This window comes from Pseudomonas sp. S09G 359 (assembly GCF_002843605.1).
Lineage (GTDB): Bacteria > Pseudomonadota > Gammaproteobacteria > Pseudomonadales > Pseudomonadaceae > Aquipseudomonas.
In genome coordinates this window covers 6,652,301-6,671,793 of sequence record NZ_CP025263.1, presented here as the reverse complement: position 1 = coordinate 6,671,793, position 19,493 = coordinate 6,652,301, and the positions used below count along the sequence as shown (strand labels likewise).

The following is a 19,493-nucleotide window of genomic DNA, read 5'->3' as shown; positions in this document are numbered from 1 at the left end:
TTCAGGTGGCCGAAGCGGGTGCCTTGCTCAGGAACAGCGTGCGCGCCAGGTGCGGGCCGATCTTGGCGCGATAGACGGCACGGCGTAACTGCTCCGGCATGCCCTCATACTCTTCAAACGCGCCGCCCAGCCGGCGTTGTTCCGGGGTTTTGAGGTGCGCGGCGGTGTATGCCTCGCCTGGCGCGTCCAGGCTCGTGTAGTGAAAGTGTGCATACCACAGCACTCTTTTGGTTTTTTGGTCTCGCACCTCATATTCCTGCATGAAATCCTTTTTTGGACCTTTGAGCCGGCGGCGAACACCTGACGCATTAATGCTCACCTCTTTTTCGGTGGACAACAACTCCACATGGCCGGCCGTTGGCAGGCGACTCTTGAGCATGTCGAGCCGCACGCGACGCCCTTCGCGATAGAGCTTTTTCACCGCCTCATCGAGCTGCCGGTTCATCGCCTGGAAGGCAGTAATATCGGTTTCGTTGGTAGCGTTGGCGGCGTGTTCGATGATGCGGCTGGCCTGTTCCAGTGTTTTTGCCCGGCGCTCGAACTTCTCCTCGATCTCCACCGGTAACCGTTGAGGTTCGTCGGCCTGTGTCTTGGTGCGCTGGATAAAACGGTCGACGTCGTCCAGCAGCGCCTGCGCTTTTCTAAGGCTGTTGGCCGGGCTCACGGTGGGTGGGCGGCTCGCGGGAGGGAGAGGTGTGGTGTGCTCAACCCAATTGCCACCGGCTTTTTTGTGAAATGTTGCGATGACCTGATGGGTCAGGGGCGCCTTGACGTCTACAAAGTCGGGATCGTTCGCACGCGGCTCGCCGACGATCACACCCTGGAAGCGCGTCCTGATAACCGCCTTTTTGGGGCGGGCAGACGTGCTTGATGACGCCTCAGCCTCGGCTCTGGCGTCCTGGACTTTGCGCTCGCGCAGCGCAGTGTTCAGCGACCGCACTGCCCGTTGTGCGTATTCGTCGATTTGCTTGCGCAGGTCGTCCACCGACGTTTTTTCTATCAGCTGCGGGTACTCGTTTGGCAAGTCCAACAGGTTCTGGTCTGTCACGGTAAATTGGTCGACCAGGTTGTCGAGCGCCTCGATTTGCATGTCGAGGTCGAGTTCAGCCTGCTGCTCTGCCAGCTCGCGGGCGCTTTGCACGGCGAATTGGGCGGTCTGCACGATCTCGTTCACACTGCTACGCGCTTCGGTCATATCCGCTGTGCTGTTTTCCCGCAGGCACAGGGAGCGCGCCAGCGAAATGCGGTAGCTTTTCAGATCATCCAGATCAAACCGTGGCAGGTCCGCGCGGGTCTTCAGTTCCAGTTCTGCGCCCGCGGCACCCAACTCCCTCAGGAATTTGAAGCGTGAATGCATGTGCTCCAACTGGCGGATCATATCCACGGTCGTATCGGCCATGCGCCGACGGGCGAAGACTTCTTCCGGGTCGGTGGCCATGCTTTGTCCGGCGGCGTCCAAGCCCGCCTGGAAGACTTTCTGCAGTTCGTTGACGCCCGATTGCGCAATGAGTAGTTGCTGCTGCAGATAGCTGAGCATGCGTGCGGGATAGTCGGGTACCACGTCGATCAGGTTCAGGGATTTCAGCTGGGCAATTGGTGTTTCGTACTCGTCGCGACGTTTATCCAGTGTCGCGAGAAACGTCTTCAGTGCGCTGTCGGCCGTGGCGGGTGGCGCGGCCCGGCTGAGACTGCGGGCGGTCTCCAAGGCTTGGCAGTGTTTTTTTTCATCCCGGTTGAAGGCGTCCAGCTGCTCGCGCAGGCTGCTGGCCGTGACCGGCTTGAGCCGCTGGCCTTTTTTCATCCGGCTTCTGAACCCCCCGCCCCGCAGGCGCAAGCGCGTATCGACGAACCATTGGCCCGCACGGTTGTTGATCAGCACCGGGCCCAGGCGTGCGGGGTTGGTGGCATCGACGATCAGCACCGTGTCGTTTTCGTCCAGTTGCACCTTGAACCAGCGCTCGCCCACCGGGGCATACCATTGATCATCGAGGGGGTAGAGGTGTTGGTGCGGGCCCGGCTGGGTTTGCTGCGCGCCCAGTGTTTCGGGGCGGGTCACGCTGAAGCTCTCCAGGGTCTTTCTCAGATCCAGGGTTTTGCGCGTCAGGGCCCCCAGGGTATACAGGGAGGGTTCATGGCCAGTGGGCAGTTCTGAGGCCTGGATATCGGGCAGTTGCTGCGGGGTTGTTTGAGTCGGCGGCTCCGCAGGGATGAGGGGGGCTGACTCTTTCACCGTGGGCTTTTCCACGCGCCCTGCGGAGCTTTGGCGGCTGGCCAGGTGCAGCGCCAGGACCATGCCCAGGTTGAGGAAAATATCGGTCAAGGCTGACCATTTTGCCTCGCTGTCGCCACTTTCCTCAGCGTCGATGGCTTGCTGCACGTCATTGATCAGTTGGTTGATCCAGGCGGCCGTGCCGACGGTTTTGCCCAAAAACGGCAGCGCGGCATTGAAGATCGTCCAGCCGGCTCGCTTGAAACTTTCCCAGCGGGCCTCCGCGTTGGAGACCGACTGCTTGTCGGCGAGGTCGACCAGCGCCTTTGCATTGGATGTGAACAGGGTCGCCAGGTTGTCGTTATGCAGGGTCTGGCTACCGAGAATGACCGGCCCGGTCATGCTTACCGCCAGCCACGGTTCTACCAACAGGGTGGACAGCGTCCGGGGCGAGGCGAGCAAAGGACCGGGGAAGACAAATTGTGTGTAGTCGGACCGCACGCCATCAGGCAGCCAGGCCAACACCGATTCGCGTAGCTCGCCAGGTTGTTTGATGGCGTAGATCAAGTTGATCGGCGAGGCAAATTGCATCAACTGTGCTGTGGACTGGGGTCGATACAGCAGGCAGGGGCCCTGGGCCGGGTGCTGCGGGCCGATGACGAACATGTTGCTGACCAGGTCCACAGCCTGGCTGGTGCGGCGCGTGGGGATAAATGCCAGGGGCCGGATGACCACGTTGTAGCCGTTTACGCGGCGTAGGTTGGGGTCGCTTGCCATGGCCGCGCAGATATAACGGTAGCCTTGTTCATTCACGCCGTACTGGCGGCGGATCTTGTATTGCAGCGCCAGCAGTGGCAATTGCAGGCGCAGCTGGTCGATATAGAGGGTTTGCCTGAGCTGCGACTGCACAGGATCGTCGAGCAGGATAGTTTTCACCCGTTTGGGGTACTGCTCGCCGATATTCACTTGGGTGATCAGGTCTTGCAGGTACGTCACGCTCATCCAGGTCGGCAAGCTGCGGCCATCCTTGTAGGTCGCAACCTTGTTGCCCAACGGCAGGGCGATCAGGTTTTGCAGGGCCAGGTCGGCCAGGCTGAAGGTGACGGTGCTGGTCAGACCGGGCGCGGTGAACAACCCCCAGACCACTTGACTGGTCACGCTGATTTGCACGTTTTTGAGCTTGAGCATCAGTTGCTGATTGAGTTGCTCGCCATTCGCCACCAGGCCCAGGTCTTTTTTCTGGGCGGGGGTTAAGGTCTTGGCCATGGCCTCGGCGATAGCCTGCAGGGCGTAATCGCTGATCAGTGGAATATCATCCTGATAGGTCTTGTTGGCGACGCTGCTATTGAGGGTGGCAATGTCGAACATATAGCGGCTATAGCGGGACAGGTCGGCCTGGCTGGTGGTCTTCAACCAGTCGGGGAGCGCATCGCTGACTTTTTCCAGCTTGTCGCGGTCGTCCGACGACAATTGCCCGAATTCCAGCTCCCCGCGCAGGGAGATATCGTCACTGGCCTGCCCGAGCGTGTCGCCCATGGAGAGCTTGCCGATGGCATCGATTTGCAGGCCGATCAGCGAACACGCCTGGTACTCGAAAAAATCCCCCTGGGGCTCAAACAGGCGCCAGCGCAGTGTTTCATCCTTGAGGTTGGTGGCATGCAGGGTCAGTGCCTGGCCCAGTGCTTGCTGGCTGTCGAACTGTTGGTAGCCGGTCGCAATCGAGTGCGTGAGGATCATCGTGTGCTGGTCGTGGGAGCCGATCAGGATGGCGAGGGCGGCGAGGTTGAGGTGTTCGGTGGCGGTGCCTCGGTCGATGTCGACGTCCATCAGGTAGGCACGGGTGCGGTAGGTGTCATTGGGCAGGCGTGCGGCGTAATCCGGGTACAGGAACACGTTTTTCGCCATCGCACATTCATCCTCGCCCCAGCCTACGGACGGCTTGATATCCCAGACGTTGCGCAACGCATGGGCGAAGGTCTGCCAGCGGGTGCCGCGGGGGCCATTGGTCTGGTTCCAGAACGCCAGTTGCTGTTCCTGATAGGCGATGAACAACAGCGGTGCACATTCATTGATCAGCCGGCCGATGGCGTCGATACGCACCGGCAGGTGGATGTCCGGGCCGTCGGCGGCGCGGTCGGTCAGGTAGTGCTCGCCGTCGATGTAGGTCAGCGGTGTATCGGAAACGGCGCGTCGTGCGAGTGCGCCGGTAAGCGACTCATGATGAGGCAAGCCTGGCACCACTTCGTCATTGATGATCAGCCAGGCGGGCGAGACGACGATCGCCAGGTCCGGGTCGATATCCAATTCCGGATACAGCTCCTTCAACTCCGGCCGCAACACGTTCGCGGCCACTTCGCGAATGGATGGGCCGGTGGTCAGTTGAGTGAGCAGGCTGTTGCCGTTGAGTGACGCTTGGTCGGTGGAGGGTTGGGGCATGAGGGCGTTCCTTGCTGGCAATAAAGCGATCGGATGGCCAGAAAGTAGCGAGCCCTGCCGGGGGCGGGGTGGTAGTTAACTGTTCAAACGGTGGCGAGGGATAAAGCTCCCTCGCCACATGCGCGTCAGGTTCCGGATTTGATCTTGGTCCACGCTCGGGTACGGGCGCGTTCGGCATCCCGGCCCAGCGGTTTCAGGGTGTAGAGCGTGGCCATGGCGGCTTCGGTGGGGTACAGGTTGGGGTTGTTGCGGATCGTCGGGTCCACCAGGCCTGTCGCATCCTTGTTGGGGTTGGGGTAGCCGACAAAATCGCTGATCGGCGCGATCACCGAAGGTTGCAGCAGGTAATTGATGAAGGTGTAGGCGTCTGCGGGGTTTTTCGCGCCTTTGGGAATCGCGAGCATGTCGAACCAGATCGGCGCGCCTTCTTTAGGCAGGCGCATGTCCACGGTCACGCCATTCTTGGCCTCCTTGGCGCGGTTGGCGGCCTGGGAGAAGCTGCCGGAATAGCCGACGGCCACGCAGATGTCACCGTTGGCGATATCGGCCATGTACTTGGAGGAGTGGAAGTAGGTGATGTAGGGGCGAATCTTCATCAGCAACGCTTCGGCTTTTTCGTAGTCCTTGGGGTTGCTGCTGTTAGGGTCCAGGCCCAGGTGTTGCAGGGCCAGGGGCAGGATTTCCGACGGCGAATCGAGCAAGGCCACACCGCATTGCTTGAGCTTGCTGATGTTCTCTTCCTTGAAGATCAGGTCCCAGCTGTCCACCGGTGCATCGGCGCCCAGCGCGGCCTTGACCTTGTCCGGGTTGAAGCCGATCAGGATGGTGCCGTACATGTACGGCACGGCGAATTTATTGCCCGGGTCGTTGGCTTCGATCAGCTTCATCAGCTTGGGGTCGAGGTGGTTCCAGTTCGGCAACTGGCTGCGGTCCAGGGGCTGGAACACGCCGGCCTCGATCTGCTTGGCGAGGAACACGTTGGACGGCACCACCACGTCATAGCCGGAGTTACCCGTGAGTAGCTTGGCCTCCAGCGCTTCGTTGGTGTCGAAAATGTCGTACACCAGCTTGACCTTGGGGTTCTGCGCCTTGAAATCCTCCAGCGCCTTGGGCGTGATGTAGTCGAACCAGTTGTAGACCCGCAGGGTTTTTTCTTCGGCGTGCGCGGCGCTGCTTAACACGGCGGCACAGAGCGCTAGAGACGTAAGCATCTTCATTGGGCTGCTTCCTCGAAACCTTCAAGAACGTTGACGGCATTGATGCCGATTTCTTCCACCGCGTAACCGCCTTCCATCACAAACAGCGTCGGTTTGCCGAGACGGGCGATACGCGCGCCCATGGCCAGGTAGTCCGGGCTGTCGAGCTTGAATTGCGAGATCGGGTCGTCCTTGAAGGTGTCGACGCCGAGGGAGACCACGATGACATCCGCGCCGTAGCGGTCGATCTCGGCGCAGGCCTGCTCCAGCGCTGCGCTCCAGGTGTCCCAGCCGGCGCCGGCGGGCAGTGGATAGTTGAAGTTGAAGCCCTCACCGGGCCCTTCGCCGAGCTCATCGGCATAACCGAGAAAGAACGGAAACTCCGCTTCCGGGTGCCCGTGGATCGAGGTGAACAGCACATCGCTGCGCGCGTAGAAAATCGATTGGGTACCGTTGCCGTGGTGGTAGTCCACGTCGAGAATTGCGACTTTTTGGTGGCCCTGGTCGAGAAACGCCTGGGCGGCAATCGCCGCGTTGTTGAGGTAGCAATAGCCGCCCATCAAGTCGCTGGCGGCATGGTGCCCGGGCGGTCGGCACAGGGCGAAGGCACTCTGGGCACCTTGCTGGATCGCCTGTTGCGCGGTGAGGGCGACCTGGGCCGCGCTGTACGCGGCTTGCCAGGTGCCGGCGGTAATCGGTGCGCCGCCGTCGAAGCTGTAATAACCGAGCTGGCCATGCAGGCTGGTGGGCAGCACGCGGCGCAGGGTGCGGGCAGGCCAGGTGTAGGGCAGCAAGTCGCCGTCCTGGTTGAATTCGGTCCAACGCGCCCAGGCGCCTTTGAAGAACTCGAGGTAGTCGGTGCTGTGGATGCGTTGCAACGGCGCCAGGCCAAAGTCCTGGGGCGCTTGTACCGGGCCGAGTTCGCGGTCCTTGACCCGTTGCAACACATGGTCGGCGCGCGAGGGCATTTCGAAGCAGGGCATCAATTGCCCGTCCATCAATTCGCAGCGGCCGTGGTGCAGGTGGTGATCGTGCGAGTAGATCGTCAGCATCTTGTTGTTCTCCGCAGGCTGTCGGTGCATGCAGTCTTGCGGCGGCCGAGGTTTATGAGAACGGCAGGAGCGGCCAAAAGGGGATAAATATGGCCAAAGTGTCTGTCCGCAATTCGCCCCATTTGTGTGCAAGAGGCACCAGTGGCGAGCGGACTTTGTGGCGAGCGGGCTTGCCCGCGTTGGAGTGCGCAGCGCTCCCGCTTTTTCTCGGGCCGCTACGTAGCCCAACGCGGGCAAGCCCGCTCGCCACAGGTGGGGGGGCATTCTTCGCTGTATCAAGCGCGAAATTGGCTCGGCGCCACGCCGCTCCAGCGCACGAAAGCATGGCGGAAACTCGCGGTTTCGCTGAACCCCAGCGCTTCGGCAATCCGGTGGATCGGCCACTCATCCTCGCCCAGCAGTTGCTTGGCCCGCTCGAAGCGGAGTTCGTCGAGCAGTTCCTGGTAGCTGCACCCCTGGTCGTGCAAGTGCCTGCGCAAGGTCCGCGCCGAGCAGTTCATCTGCTGGGCCAGCCGCTCAAGGCCCGGCGCGGCCTGCAATTGGTCGGCGAGCAACTGGCGGATACGCCCCAGCCAGGCCTGGCGCCCGGTGAATTCGAGGTTCTGTTTACGGCAGCGCTCGGCCATGGCCTGGTGGGTGATGGCATCGGCCAGGGGCAGTGGCTGGTCGAGCCAGCGTTTGTCGAAAGCGAAGGCATTCGCGGTGGCTTGAAACTGCAAGGGGCAGTCGAAGCGTTCACGGTAGCGCGCCTGATAGTCCGGCGCGTCGTAGTCAAAACGCGCGGCGAGCAGCGGCAGTGGGTGGCCGAGCAGGTCGTCGCAGATGACTTTCAGCGAGACCAGGCAAAACTCGACATTGAAGGTTTCCAAGGTCGGGTTCTCGCGGTAATCGCTGGCGCTGAACCAGATCCGCTCGCCGTCCTCGACCAGGCTCAGCTCGAAAAGTGTTCCCAACAGCGCCGGATAACGCAGCGCCAGGCGCAAAGCGTCACCGAAGGTGGCACTGGTGAGCAGGGCATAGCCGAGCATGCCGTAGGACGAAACATGCATGCGCCGGCCCAGTTCCAGGCCGATATCCCGTTGCAGCGCCACGGCATTGGCGCACACCCGCATCTCCTGGTTGGTGGTGATACGCGTGTCGGCGCGGCTCAGGTCCGCCGCGCAGATGCCGCTGCCTTCGAGCAGGGTTTCACTGGGCAGGCCCTGGTCCTTGAAGGCGCCGAGCACCAGCGACACGGCGTTGAGGGTGGTGAGGTGGGAATGCAGCATGGGAACTTCCAGCCAGGAGGTGGCTGGAAGGGGAGCAAGTTACATGCCGGTCAGCTCAGTTCGCCGCACAGGTCGAGTTCGACCAGGCGGCGGATTTCGAGGTTATCCAGCCCCGCGCCGATCAGCGCATTGAGCTTGCCGAACACCGCTTCACGGGTCATCCCGCCGCCGGACAACACGCCCACGCCGCGCAAACGGCTACCGGCTTCGTACACATCCAGCTCCACGCCGCCTTCATGGCATTGGGTGATTGCCACCACGACCACGCCCTTGTCCTGGGCGCGCTGCAGGCTGGCCAGGAACGCCGGGTTGTCGCTGGGCCCGGTGCCGCTGCCGAAGCATTCGAGTACCAGCGCCTGGATGCCGCTGTCGACCAGCGCGTCCAGTTGCACGGCGGCAATGCCCGGTACCAGCGGCAGCACGCCGACATTCGCCAGGGCCTTGTCGTGACGGTAATCCAGGGTTGCCGGGACGTTGCTCGCCTTGGCCACGCCGCCGTTGCGTTGCAAGGCAGCAAATGGATGGCGGCCGAAACTGCAGATCTTCGCGCAACGGGTCGGTGCCATCAGTGCGCCGTGGAAGTACAGCTGCACCCCCGGCGCCTGGCCTTCGCCCAATGCCGCGAGGGCACCGCTGACGTTTTCCCAGGCATCGCTGTCGGGCACGCCGGCCGGCAGCATCGAGCCGGTAAACAGCACCGGTGCCGGCAGGCCGAGCAGTTGGAAGCTCATGGCCGCCGCGCTGTAGGCCAGGGTGTCGGTGCCGTGCAGGATCAGTACGGCGTCGCAGCCCGCGTCCACGGCGTCGACCACGGCAGTGCGCAGGCGCTGCCAGTAGGCCGGGGTCATGTTGGCGCTGTCGATCAGTGGGGCCATTTCGCGAAAGCGCCAGGCGGGTACTTGCGCGTCGGCAAGCTGTTCGCGCATGCGGGCTTCGAAACCGGATGCCGGGGCCAGGCCGTTGGCGCTGGCCTGCATGCCGATGGTGCCGCCGGTGTAGAGCACCATCACGTTGTTAGCTGGTTGCATCGAAAAATCTCCTGAACGAAAAACGCCGCCGGGCCCAGAGCATGCCCAAGGCCGGGCGGCGTGTCATCTATCTACATTCAGCGTTGCGCTTGCGCGCCCAGTTCAGCCGATGCTTGAGCCGCTGGCTCAGGCTTCACCGGGTTGGCCGGCCAGGCCTTGCGGTCCAGGTCCAGGTCGGGGAACTGGCTGGAATCGAACACCGGGGTCTTGATGCCTGCCGCGCGCTGGTTGTCGTAGTCGTTCAGGATGCGCATGGCGATCTTGAACAGGAACGCCAGGGCGAACAGGTTGACGAACGCCAGCATGGTCATGGTGATGTCGGCGAAGGCGAACACGGTGCCCAAGTTCTCGATCGAACCCCAGAAAATCAGCACCAGCACCAGGGCGCGATAGCCCATCAACACCTTGCGGTTGTTGCCCACCAGGAAGCGCAGGTTGCTCTCGCCGAGGTAGTAGTTGTACATGATCGAGGTGAACACGAACAACGCCAGGGCCACCGAGATGAACATGCGGCCCCAGTCGCCGACCACTGCCGCCAGGGAGTTCTGGGTCAGGGCAATGCCGTCGCCTTCAAAGCCTGGGGTGTAGAAACCGGAGAGCAGGATCAGCAAGGCGGTGCAGGTGCAGATCACGAACGTGTCGAGGAACACGCTGAATGCCTGGACCACGCCCTGGGCGATCGGGTGTTCCACCGAGGCCACAGCGGCCACGTTAGGTGCACTGCCCAGACCCGCTTCGTTGGCGAACACGCCGCGTTTTACACCCATGATGATCGCGCTGCCCACCAGGCCACCGAAGGCTTGGTCGAGACCGAACGCGCTCTTGACGATGGTCGCGAGCATGGCCGGTACGTGGTCGAATTGCAGCACGATCACGTACAGGGTCACGGCGATGTACACCAGGGTCTTGACCGGCACCAGCAGGTCGGCTATCGAGGCGATGCGCTTGATCCCGCCGATGAATACCAGGCCCAGCAATACCGCCAGCGCGAGGCCGGTGTAGGTGGTGTCCAGGCCGAACGCGTTGTTCAGCGAGTGAGTCACGGCGTGGGCTTGCAGGCCGTTGAAGGCAAAACCGAAGGTCACCAGCAACAGGAACGCCATCACCATACCCAGCCAACGCTTCTGCAGGCCGTGCTGGATGTAGTAAGCCGGACCGCCACGGTAGGTGCCTTCAGCATCGGTGCGCTTGTACAACTGGCCGAGGGAGCACTCGATAAAGCTCGACGACATGCCCACCAGCGCGGTGACCCACATCCAGAACACGGCACCCGGGCCGCCGAGGGTCACGGCAATGCCGACACCGGCGATGTTACCGGCGCCTACGCGGCCGGCCAGGCTGAGCATCAGCGCCTGGAACGAGCTGAGTTGGCCGGAGCTGCTCTTCAGGCTGTCTTTAAACACCGAGAACATGTGGAAAAAGTGGCGCAACTGAACGAAACGCGAGCGGATCGTGAAATAACCGCCGAGCCCGACAATGAGCACGATCAATACTTTCCCTGAGAGGAAGTCGTTGATGACTTCTAGCATGGAGTGTTCCTCGCTGATTTTTCTAATGGCAAACGCAGGACGGTTCGACGTGTCGCTCAGCACCAGGCAGTGCACGACGTTCGACCCCAATCCTTTTGCGGGTGTTGTTATTCATGCGGTTTCGCGCTGTCCAGGACCTCGTTACCGACGATCTCTGACGCGAAGAGGGGCGGCACTATACCTAGGCGAGCATCATCCGTCTGCACGGGGCGATTAAAGGTTTCAGCAGGGCTGAATCGGAAAAGTCGGATTTGCACGGCGATATTGGATTTTTTATGGGCTTCATTTCACAACCTTGAGGCAAAAAAAAGGGCCTGAAGAACGAGCCTTCAGGCCCTCAAAAGGTGAGAGGTGTCTAGTCCCTCAACCTGGTGAGCGGTGCAACAAACGCTTAGGCCTTCAACGGGACCAAGCGTGGAGCGATCATGTTTTCGGGGCGCAGGATGTCGTCGAGCATGGCGTCGTCGAGCAAGCCTTCTTCGCGCACCAGTTCCAGCACGCCGCGGCCACTTTCAAGGGCGATACGCGCGATGCGGGTGGCGTTTTCATAGCCGATGTACGGGTTCAGCGCGGTCACCAGGCCGATGGAGTGCTCCACCAGTTCGCGGCAGCGCGCTTCGTTGGCGGTGATGCCGACGATGCAGTGTTCGCGCAGCATGTCCATGGCGCGTTGCAGCAGGCGGATCGAGTCGAAGATCTTGAAGGCGATCAACGGCTCCATCACGTTCAGTTGCAGCTGGCCGCCTTCGGCCGCCATGGTCAGGGCCAGGTCGTTGCCGATGACTTGGAATGCAACCTGGTTCACGGCTTCCGGGATTACCGGGTTGACCTTGCCGGGCATGATCGAGCTACCTGGCTGGCGTGCCGGCAGGTTGATTTCGTTGATGCCGGTGCGTGGGCCGCTGGACAGCAGGCGCAGGTCGTTGCAGATCTTCGACAGCTTCACCGCGGTACGCTTGAGCATGCCGGAGAACAGCACGAAGGCGCCCATGTCGGAGGTGGCTTCGATCAGGTCGGCCGCCGGTACCAGCGGCTGGCCGCTGATCAGGGCCAGGCGTTGTACGGCCAGGGCCTGGTAACGCGGGTCGGCGTTGATGCCGGTGCCGATGGCGGTGCCGCCCAGGTTCACTTCGGTCAACAGCTCCGGTGCCAGGGTTTTCAGGCGCGCCAGGTCTTCACCCAGGGTGGTGGCGAAGGCGCGGAATTCCTGGCCGAGGGTCATCGGCACGGCGTCTTGCAATTGGGTGCGGCCCATTTTCAGCACATGGCCGAACTCGACGCCTTTGGCGGCGAAGGCCTGGATCAGGCTGTCGAGGCTGGCCAGCAGCGCGTCATGGCCCAACAGCAGACCCAGGCGGATCGCGGTCGGGTAGGCGTCGTTGGTCGACTGCGCCATGTTCACGTCGTTGTTGGGGTGCAGGTACTGGTACTCGCCCTTGTTGTGGCCCATGGCCTCCAACGCGATGTTGGCGATGACTTCGTTGGCATTCATGTTGGTTGAAGTGCCAGCGCCGCCTTGAATCATGTCCACCACGAACTCTTCGTGGAAATCGCCGCGGATCAGGCGGGCACAGGCTTCGCTGATGGCAGCGTGCTTGGCTTCGCTGAGCTGGCCCAACTCGCGGTTGGCGTCAGCCGCCGCCTGCTTGACCATTGCCAGACCAACCACCAATTTCGGGTAATGCGAAATCGGAACGCCGGAGAGACGGAAGTTATTCACCGCTCGCAGGGTCTGGATGCCGTAATACGCTTGAGCAGGTACGTCGAGTACGCCAAGCAGGTCTTTTTCGGTACGGAATGATGCAGCGGAGGACATGACGGAAATCATCTCGATAGGGACCCGGAACAGGCCGGAACGCTGCGAATGCTAGGCTTGTGGAAGTTTTTGGGCCAATGCTATTAAGCACTGGCCTATGCATAAACGGCATAATGTGGATGTGACCCGGCTATCATGGCGGGCGTGTGTGCCAAAATGGTGCGTACCCGTGGGAGTGAGCGATGAACCTTGAGAGCAAATGGCTGGAAGACTTCAGCGCCTTGGCGGCAACCCGCAGCTTTTCCCAGGCGGCGGAACGGCGATTTGTCACCCAGCCGGCGTTCAGCCGACGTATCCGTAGCCTGGAAGCCGCGCTGGGCCTGACCCTGGTCAACCGCTCGCGCACGCCGGTAGAGCTGACGGCGGCGGGGCAGTTGTTCCTGGTCACCGCGCGCACGGTGGTTGAACAGCTCGGTGAAGTGCTGCGCCATTTGCATCACCTGGAAGGCGGGCAGGGCGAAGTCATGCAAGTGGCCGCCGCCCACTCCCTGGCGCTGGGTTTCTTCCCGCGCTGGATCGCGCAACTGCGCAATGAAGGCCTGAACATCGCCACACGGCTGGTGGCCACTAACGTGGGCGATGCCGTGCACGCCCTGCGCGAGGGCGGCTGCGACCTGATGCTGGCGTTCTACGACCCTGATGCAGCGATGCAGATGGACGCCGAAATCTTCCCCTCGCTGCACTTGGGCAACACCGAAATGCTCCCGGTGTGCGCCGCCGACGCGGACGGCAAGCCGCTGTTTGACCTGGAAGGCGAGGGCAGCGTGCCGTTGTTGGCCTACAGCGCCGGCGCGTTCCTTGGCCGTTCGGTGCACCTGCTGCTGCGCCAGCGCGCCCTGCGTTTTACCACCGTGTATGAAACCGCGATGGCCGATAGCCTCAAGAGCATGGCGTTGGAAGGCCTTGGCATTGCCTGGGTGCCGCAATTGAGCGTGCGTGCAGAATTGGCCCGAGGTGAACTGGTGGTGTGCGGCGGCCCGCAATGGCATGTGCCATTGGAGATTCGCCTGTATCGCTGCGCGTTGGTGCGCAAGGCGAATGTGCGGTTGTTGTGGCGCAAGCTGGAAGGCGGGGCGGCGCAGAATACTTGAACCTGACACCGGGCAAATGTGGGAGGGGGCTTTCCCCCGATAGCGGTGTATCAGTGACAGATAAGTGCCTGACACATCGCTATCGGGGGCAAGCCCCCTCCCACAGGGTTTTGTGGTGATTTGGCTGACTCTTAAGTCAATAAAACCGCCACTTTGCGCCACTGGACAGATGGTCATCCGAGGGGCTGTTTATCTGGATTATTACGGTATACTGCGCGGCCTTCGGCCGGTCCAACCGGCCTTAATTCGTACACCAAGCCACGCCGGATTTCCCGCGTGGCTTGTTGTTTTTTGACGCGCCTGCGGGCGCCCAGAGAGAAGAGGCACGACGATGAGTGCATTGGTTGGCGTGATCATGGGCTCCAAGTCCGATTGGTCCACCCTTAGCCACACCGCCGATATGCTGGAAAAACTCGGCATTCCGTATGAAGTGAAGGTGGTCTCTGCCCACCGCACCCCGGATCTGCTGTTCCAGTATGCCGATGAAGCAGAATCCCGTGGCATCGAGGTGATCATCGCCGGTGCCGGCGGCGCGGCGCACCTGCCAGGCATGTGTGCGGCCAAGACGCACCTGCCCGTGCTGGGCGTGCCGGTGCAGTCGGCCATGCTCTCGGGCGTGGATTCGCTGCTGTCCATCGTGCAGATGCCGGCCGGTATCCCGGTGGCCACCCTGGCGATCGGCAAGGCCGGTGCGATCAACGCCGCCTTGCTGTCCGCCAGCATCCTGGGCGCCAAGCACCCGCAGTTCCACGCGGTGCTGAAAAAATTCCGTGCTGAGCAGACAGACAGCGTGCTGGACAATCCAGACCCACGCATCGCCTGAGGTTGTTGACGATGAAAATCGGTGTAATCGGTGGCGGCCAACTCGGCCGCATGCTGGCCCTGGCGGGCACTCCGCTGGGGATGAACTTCGCTTTCCTGGACCCGGCGCCCGACGCCTGCGCGGCCGCCCTGGGTGAACACCTGCGCGCGGACTACAGCGACCCGGACCACCTGCGCCAACTGGCCGACGAAGTCGACCTGGTGACCTTCGAGTTCGAAAGCGTCCCGGCTGAAACCGTGGCGTTCCTCTCGCAGTTCGTGCCGGTGTACCCGAGCGCCGAAGCCCTGCGCATCGCCCGTGACCGCTGGTTCGAGAAGAGCATGTTCAAGGACCTGGGCATTCCGACCCCGGCCTTCGCCGATATCCAGTCCCAGGCAGACCTGGACGCCGCCGTCGCCAGCATCGGCCTGCCCGCCGTGCTCAAGACCCGCACCCTGGGTTACGACGGCAAGGGCCAGAAAGTCCTGCGCACTGCCGCCGATGTGGTTGGCACCTTCGCCGAGCTGGGCAGCGTTGCCTGCCTGCTGGAAGGCTTCGTGCCGTTCACTGGTGAAGTCTCGCTGATCGCCGTGCGCGCCCGCGATGGCGAAACGCGCTTCTACCCGTTGGTGCACAACACCCACGACAGCGGCATCCTCAAGCTGTCCGTGGCCAGCACCGACCACCCGTTGCAGGCCCTGGCCGAAGACTATTCCAGCCGGGTGCTCAAGCAGCTGGATTATGTCGGCGTGATGGCGTTCGAGTTCTTTGAAGTCGACGGTGGCCTCAAGGCCAACGAAATCGCCCCGCGCGTGCACAACTCTGGGCACTGGACCACCGAAGGCGCCGAGTGCAGCCAGTTCGAAAACCACCTGCGCGCGGTTGCGGGCCTGCCGCTGGGGTCCACCGCCAAGGTGGGCGAAAGCGCCATGCTCAACTTCATCGGTGTGGTACCGCCTGTGGAGCAGGTGATTGCGATTGATGACTGCCACCTGCATCACTACGGCAAGGCCTTCAAGGCCGGGCGCAAGGTCGGCCACGCCAACCTGCGTTGCAAGGACCGTGCGACGCTTGAGGCGCAGATCCTCAAGGTTGAAGCGCTGATCGCCGAGCAATAAGGCCAAGTCCGACGGGAACCATTGGTAGCCCTCGTCTCTCTGATTGCAGGATGCCAAAGCCTGTCTAGGCTTTGGCATAGCTCACTTCATTAGAGGGAAATGCCATGGGTATCATCGGAACCATCTTTATCGGCCTGATCGTCGGCCTGCTGGCGCGTTTCCTCAAGCCCGGCGACGACAGCATGGGCTGGATCATGACCATCCTGCTGGGTATCGCAGGTTCCTTGGTCGCCACCTATGGTGGTCAGGCCCTGGGCATCTACCAGGCGGGTCAAGGCGCGGGCTTTATCGGCGCGCTGATCGGCGCCATCGTGTTGCTGGTGATCTACGGCCTGCTGCGCAAAAAGTAATTTAGCGACATAGCCCTCTGCGCTACGCAGGCGCAGGGGGCTAGAATGCCGACACTGTTAACCTTGTCGAGCCCCTTCATGCGCCGTGTTCTTTTGACTCTTCTTTTGCTCGGCTCAGGCCTGGCCCACGCCGGCGAACTGCCGGAAACCGACTGGCTGGACCTGATGCCGCTGTCGGATCAGAAAGCCCTCGAGGCTATGCCCGAAATTGACCACAACTCCCCCGAGGCCCAAGGCACCTTTACCGATAAAGGTGGCCTGAAGCAGAGCAAAGGCTTGCCGGCGGTGATGTATTCGACCAAGACCGTGGCCGCCATGAACGGCAAGAACATCCGCATCGGTGGTTATCCGGTGCCGTTGGAAACCGACGCCAAGGGCCGCAGCACGCTGTTTTTCCTGGTGCCGTACCCGGGCGCGTGCATCCACGTGCCGCCACCGCCGCCTAACCAGCTGGTGTTGGTGCGGTATCCGAAGGGCTTGAAGCTGGATGATATCTACACGCCGCTGTGGGTTACGGGCACGTTGAAGGTGGAGAAGGTCAATAACGACCTGGCGGATGCCGCCTATGCATTGGACGCCGGGAAGGTGCGGGTGGTGAAGGAGTCGGATCTCTAAACCACAACACAGAATCAATGTGGGAGGAGGCAAGCCCCCTCCCACATTACAGGGCGATACCGGTGATGCTCACGCCTAAGGTGTGGCTTTCGCCTGGCGCCAGCTCAACCACATCATCCAGCACATTCGCCGTCTCGATGCACAGCATGCCCTGCCAGCCATCGTCGGCCATGTCGTCGAAGGCTTTGGCGCGTTCGGTCCAGGGGTTCCAGATCACCGTGGATTTTGAGCCTTCGGCGCTGAGCTGGATGCGCCGCTGCCAGGCTTTATCGACAATATTCAGCTGGGCCGGCGTGTCGAGGTAGATACGGTCGGTCTCGGCGGTGAAGTGCAGCAGGCCCGATTGTGCCTTCTCGGCCCAGCCATCGGCGGTGTCGATATAGGCCGCACCATCCAGACCGTCGACCTGCACATTGCGCACATCGCTTACGGCGAAGTAGGTGTGCAGCGCCTGGCTGAGGGTCACCGTATCGGGCCCATGGTTATGGCTGGTCAGGCGGATATGCAGTTGGTCGTCCAGCAGCAGGCTCAGCTTGAGGTCGACCTGATGGGGCCAGCCGGGGAAACCACCGGCAGGCACTGGCAGTGAGAAGTCCAACTGCAAGGCATCGGCAACGGCAGTCACCTCATCCATTTTCCAGATCGCGGTGCGCGCAAACCCGTGGGCGCCGGCCGGCTGCTCGCTCTGGCGCATGGCTTTTACGCTTTGCGGGTTGCGATCAAACACACCAAACCATGGCCAGCACACGGGAACACCGGTGCGGATGCCTTTGCCCTGCTTGAACACCGCCTCGGGGTTCGGCCAGATCAACGGCTGCTCGCCTTCGCGCCTGTAGCTGAAAATATGCGCGCCCTGTTGGGCTACCAGCAGCTCGGCGCCGTTGTGGCGGATGCGCCAGCAATCCAGCTCGTCGATTTTCACGCTTTCAACGTGGGGCGTAGGCATACAAAGCACTCTTCGTGGCAGGCAATGGGGCAATTGACCGTCAAAACCCGGCGAGGTTTAACGCGCGCGCGACGGCACCGAACGCGTACGGCCGCTGCCATCGATGGCGACGAATACAAACACCGCCTCGGTGACCTTGCGCCATTCGCTGGACAGCGGGTCATCGCTCCACACTTCGACCATCATCTGGATCGAGCTGCGGCCGATTTCCAGGGCCTGGGTATAGAAGGAGAGCTGCGCGCCCACCGCCACCGGTACCAGGAACGCCATGCGATCAATGGCCACGGTAGCCACACGGCCGCCGGCGACCTTGCTGGCCATGGCGGTGCCCGCCAGGTCCATCTGCGCGACCAGCCAGCCGCCGAAGATATCGCCGAAACCGTTGGTTTCACGCGGTAGCGCGGTAATTTGCAGGGCGAGATCGCCTTGCGGGATAGGGTCTTCTTGTTCGAGTTCGATCATGCCGTGAATGCCTCTCAAGACTGCGGGTCTGGCGCGTGCGTGGGCCGAGTATATCGACACCCTCGCGCCGCGACGACCGTCTGTAGTTGATTTGGTCGGCAATTCGCGGCTGTATGGCGGCTTTTTCCGGCAACTGTGCTTCTGATGTGCTTTTCCAAGCGATTTGCTATCTTGCCGAACCCGTCCTGGCTCAGCCAGTGCCTCAGATCTGCCGTCCTGACTAATAAGAGAAGCCTTACCATGTCCTCCGTGCCCGCAAGCAGTGCGCAACCTTCGCGCCCGCTGACCCGCAACGACTACAAAACCCTGTCGCTGTCTGCCTTGGGCGGGGCGCTGGAATTTTATGATTTCATTATTTTCGTGTTTTTCGCCACCGTGGTCGGAAAACTCTTCTTCCCCGTCGATATGCCCGAATGGCTGCGCATGATGCAGACCTTCGGCATCTTCGCCGCCGGTTACCTGGCGCGCCCGCTGGGCGGCATCATCATGGCGCACTTCGGTGACCTGCTGGGCCGCAAGAAAATGTTCACCCTGAGCATCTTCATGATGGCCGTGCCGACCCTGATCATGGGCCTGCTGCCGACCTACGCGCAGATCGGCCTGTGGGCACCGCTGCTGTTGCTGCTGATGCGCGTCATCCAGGGCGCGGCGATTGGCGGCGAAGTACCGGGCGCCTGGGTGTTCGTCTCCGAGCACGTGCCACCGCGCCATATCGGCTACGCCTGCGGCACCCTGACCAGCGGCCTTACCGCCGGCATTTTGCTCGGTTCGCTGGTGGCCACCGCGATCAACACTATTTATAGCCCGGAGCAGGTGTCGGATTACGCCTGGCGGATCCCGTTCCTGCTCGGCGGTGTGTTCGGCCTGTTGTCGGTGTACCTGCGCCGCTGGCTGCATGAAACGCCGATCTTCGCCGAGATGCAGCAGCGCAAGACCCTGGCCGCCGAGTTGCCATTGCGCGCCGTACTGCGCGACCACCGTGGCGCCATCGTGCTGTCGATGCTGCTGACCTGGCTGCTGTCGGCCGGTATCGTCGTGGTCATCCTGATGACCCCGACCGTGCTGCAGACGGTCTACCACTTCAGCGCTACCGTGGCGCTGCAAGCCAACAGCCTGGCCATCGTCACCCTGAGCCTGGGCTGCATTGCCTCCGGCGCCCTGGCGGACCGTTTCGGTGCCGGGCGAGTGCTGATCGTCGGTTGTGCACTGCTGCTGGCCACCTCCTGGACGCTGTATCACAGCCTGATCGCCCACCCGGACTGGCTGTTCCCGCTGTACGCCTTGACCGGCCTGTTTGTCGGCACTATCGGCGTGGTGCCGTACGTGATGGTCAAAGCCTTCCCGGCGGTGGTGCGTTTCAGTGGCTTGTCGTTCTCCTACAACGTCGCCTACGCCATCTTCGGCGGCCTGACGCCGCTGGCGGTGTCGCTGCTGATGAAGGAAAGCCCGATGGGCCCGGCCTACTACGTTGCCGTCCTGTGTGTGATGGGCATGGTGGTGGGTGGGTATCTGTGGAAGCGCGGGCGCTAGGCTGCACCGCGCGGGCTGCCACCGGGAACCCGGTGGCAGTTACGC

15 protein-coding genes are annotated in these 19,493 nt (G+C 62.1%); 6 read left to right on the top strand and 9 right to left on the bottom strand.

What is annotated here, in order from left to right; translation table 11 throughout:
* Position 1: 1 nt before the first annotated feature.
* The 7 genes from CXQ82_RS30755 to aspA all read right to left on the bottom strand — a co-directional run bounded on the left by CXQ82_RS30755 (position 2) and on the right by aspA (position 12,534).
* On the bottom strand, positions 2-4,645 hold the full coding sequence (locus tag CXQ82_RS30755; RefSeq protein ID WP_101273646.1) for a dermonecrotic toxin domain-containing protein: 4,644 nt from the start codon (positions 4,643-4,645) through the stop codon (positions 2-4).
* Positions 4,646-4,770: 125 nt separating this feature from the next.
* Complete coding sequence (locus tag CXQ82_RS30750; RefSeq protein ID WP_101273645.1) at positions 4,771-5,862, bottom strand: polyamine ABC transporter substrate-binding protein; 1,092 nt, start codon at positions 5,860-5,862, stop codon at positions 4,771-4,773.
* Positions 5,859-6,893: a histone deacetylase family protein gene (locus CXQ82_RS30745; protein ID WP_101273644.1), complete on the bottom strand. Its 1,035-nt coding sequence runs from the start codon at positions 6,891-6,893 to the stop codon at positions 5,859-5,861. Before CXQ82_RS30745 ends, CXQ82_RS30750 begins: the two co-directional genes overlap by 4 nt.
* Positions 6,894-7,168: 275 nt before the next feature.
* Positions 7,169-8,161 (bottom strand): AraC family transcriptional regulator, encoded by a 993-nt coding sequence (locus tag CXQ82_RS30740; protein WP_101273643.1) that lies wholly within the window; start codon positions 8,159-8,161, stop codon positions 7,169-7,171.
* A 50-nt stretch (positions 8,162-8,211) separates the two neighbouring features.
* Positions 8,212-9,189, bottom strand: coding sequence for an asparaginase (locus CXQ82_RS30735; RefSeq protein WP_101273642.1), 978 nt, complete (start codon positions 9,187-9,189; stop codon positions 8,212-8,214).
* Positions 9,190-9,266: 77 nt separating this feature from the next.
* Positions 9,267-10,718: a sodium:alanine symporter family protein gene (locus CXQ82_RS30730; protein WP_101273641.1), complete on the bottom strand. Its 1,452-nt coding sequence runs from the start codon at positions 10,716-10,718 to the stop codon at positions 9,267-9,269.
* Between the two features lie 391 nt (positions 10,719-11,109).
* Positions 11,110-12,534 carry an aspartate ammonia-lyase gene (aspA, locus tag CXQ82_RS30725; RefSeq protein ID WP_101273640.1) on the bottom strand — a complete coding sequence of 475 codons (1,425 nt, stop codon included), beginning with the start codon at positions 12,532-12,534 and terminating at the stop codon, positions 11,110-11,112.
* A gap of 182 nt (positions 12,535-12,716) precedes the next feature.
* Here aspA and CXQ82_RS30720 point away from each other — a divergent pair, with 182 nt between their 5' ends.
* From CXQ82_RS30720 to CXQ82_RS30700, 5 genes are all read left to right on the top strand, one after another.
* On the top strand, positions 12,717-13,625 hold the full coding sequence (locus tag CXQ82_RS30720; protein ID WP_010566930.1) for a LysR substrate-binding domain-containing protein: 909 nt from the start codon (positions 12,717-12,719) through the stop codon (positions 13,623-13,625).
* A 331-nt stretch (positions 13,626-13,956) separates the two neighbouring features.
* Positions 13,957-14,448, top strand: coding sequence for a 5-(carboxyamino)imidazole ribonucleotide mutase (gene purE, locus CXQ82_RS30715; RefSeq protein ID WP_003176980.1), 492 nt, complete (start codon positions 13,957-13,959; stop codon positions 14,446-14,448).
* An 11-nt stretch (positions 14,449-14,459) separates the two neighbouring features.
* Positions 14,460-15,545, top strand: a complete 1,086-nt coding sequence (locus CXQ82_RS30710; protein WP_101273639.1) for a 5-(carboxyamino)imidazole ribonucleotide synthase — start codon at positions 14,460-14,462, stop codon at positions 15,543-15,545.
* A 104-nt stretch (positions 15,546-15,649) separates the two neighbouring features.
* Positions 15,650-15,895: a GlsB/YeaQ/YmgE family stress response membrane protein gene (locus CXQ82_RS30705; RefSeq protein WP_010168336.1), complete on the top strand. Its 246-nt coding sequence runs from the start codon at positions 15,650-15,652 to the stop codon at positions 15,893-15,895.
* A gap of 78 nt (positions 15,896-15,973) precedes the next feature.
* Positions 15,974-16,510 (top strand): DUF3299 domain-containing protein, encoded by a 537-nt coding sequence (locus CXQ82_RS30700; RefSeq protein ID WP_101273638.1) that lies wholly within the window; start codon positions 15,974-15,976, stop codon positions 16,508-16,510.
* Between the two features lie 46 nt (positions 16,511-16,556).
* Here CXQ82_RS30700 and CXQ82_RS30695 read toward each other — a convergent pair whose 3' ends face one another.
* Together CXQ82_RS30695 and CXQ82_RS30690 are read right to left on the bottom strand one after the other, a co-directional pair.
* Complete coding sequence (locus tag CXQ82_RS30695; RefSeq protein WP_101273637.1) at positions 16,557-17,456, bottom strand: D-hexose-6-phosphate mutarotase; 900 nt, start codon at positions 17,454-17,456, stop codon at positions 16,557-16,559.
* 57 nt (positions 17,457-17,513) lie between these two features.
* Positions 17,514-17,918, bottom strand: coding sequence for an acyl-CoA thioesterase (locus CXQ82_RS30690; RefSeq protein WP_003176975.1), 405 nt, complete (start codon positions 17,916-17,918; stop codon positions 17,514-17,516).
* Positions 17,919-18,158: 240 nt separating this feature from the next.
* On the opposite strand from CXQ82_RS30690, the gene CXQ82_RS30685 reads away from it, so the two are divergent.
* Positions 18,159-19,448, top strand: coding sequence for an MFS transporter (locus CXQ82_RS30685; RefSeq protein ID WP_101273636.1), 1,290 nt, complete (start codon positions 18,159-18,161; stop codon positions 19,446-19,448).
* The last annotated feature ends 45 nt before the right edge of the window (positions 19,449-19,493 follow it).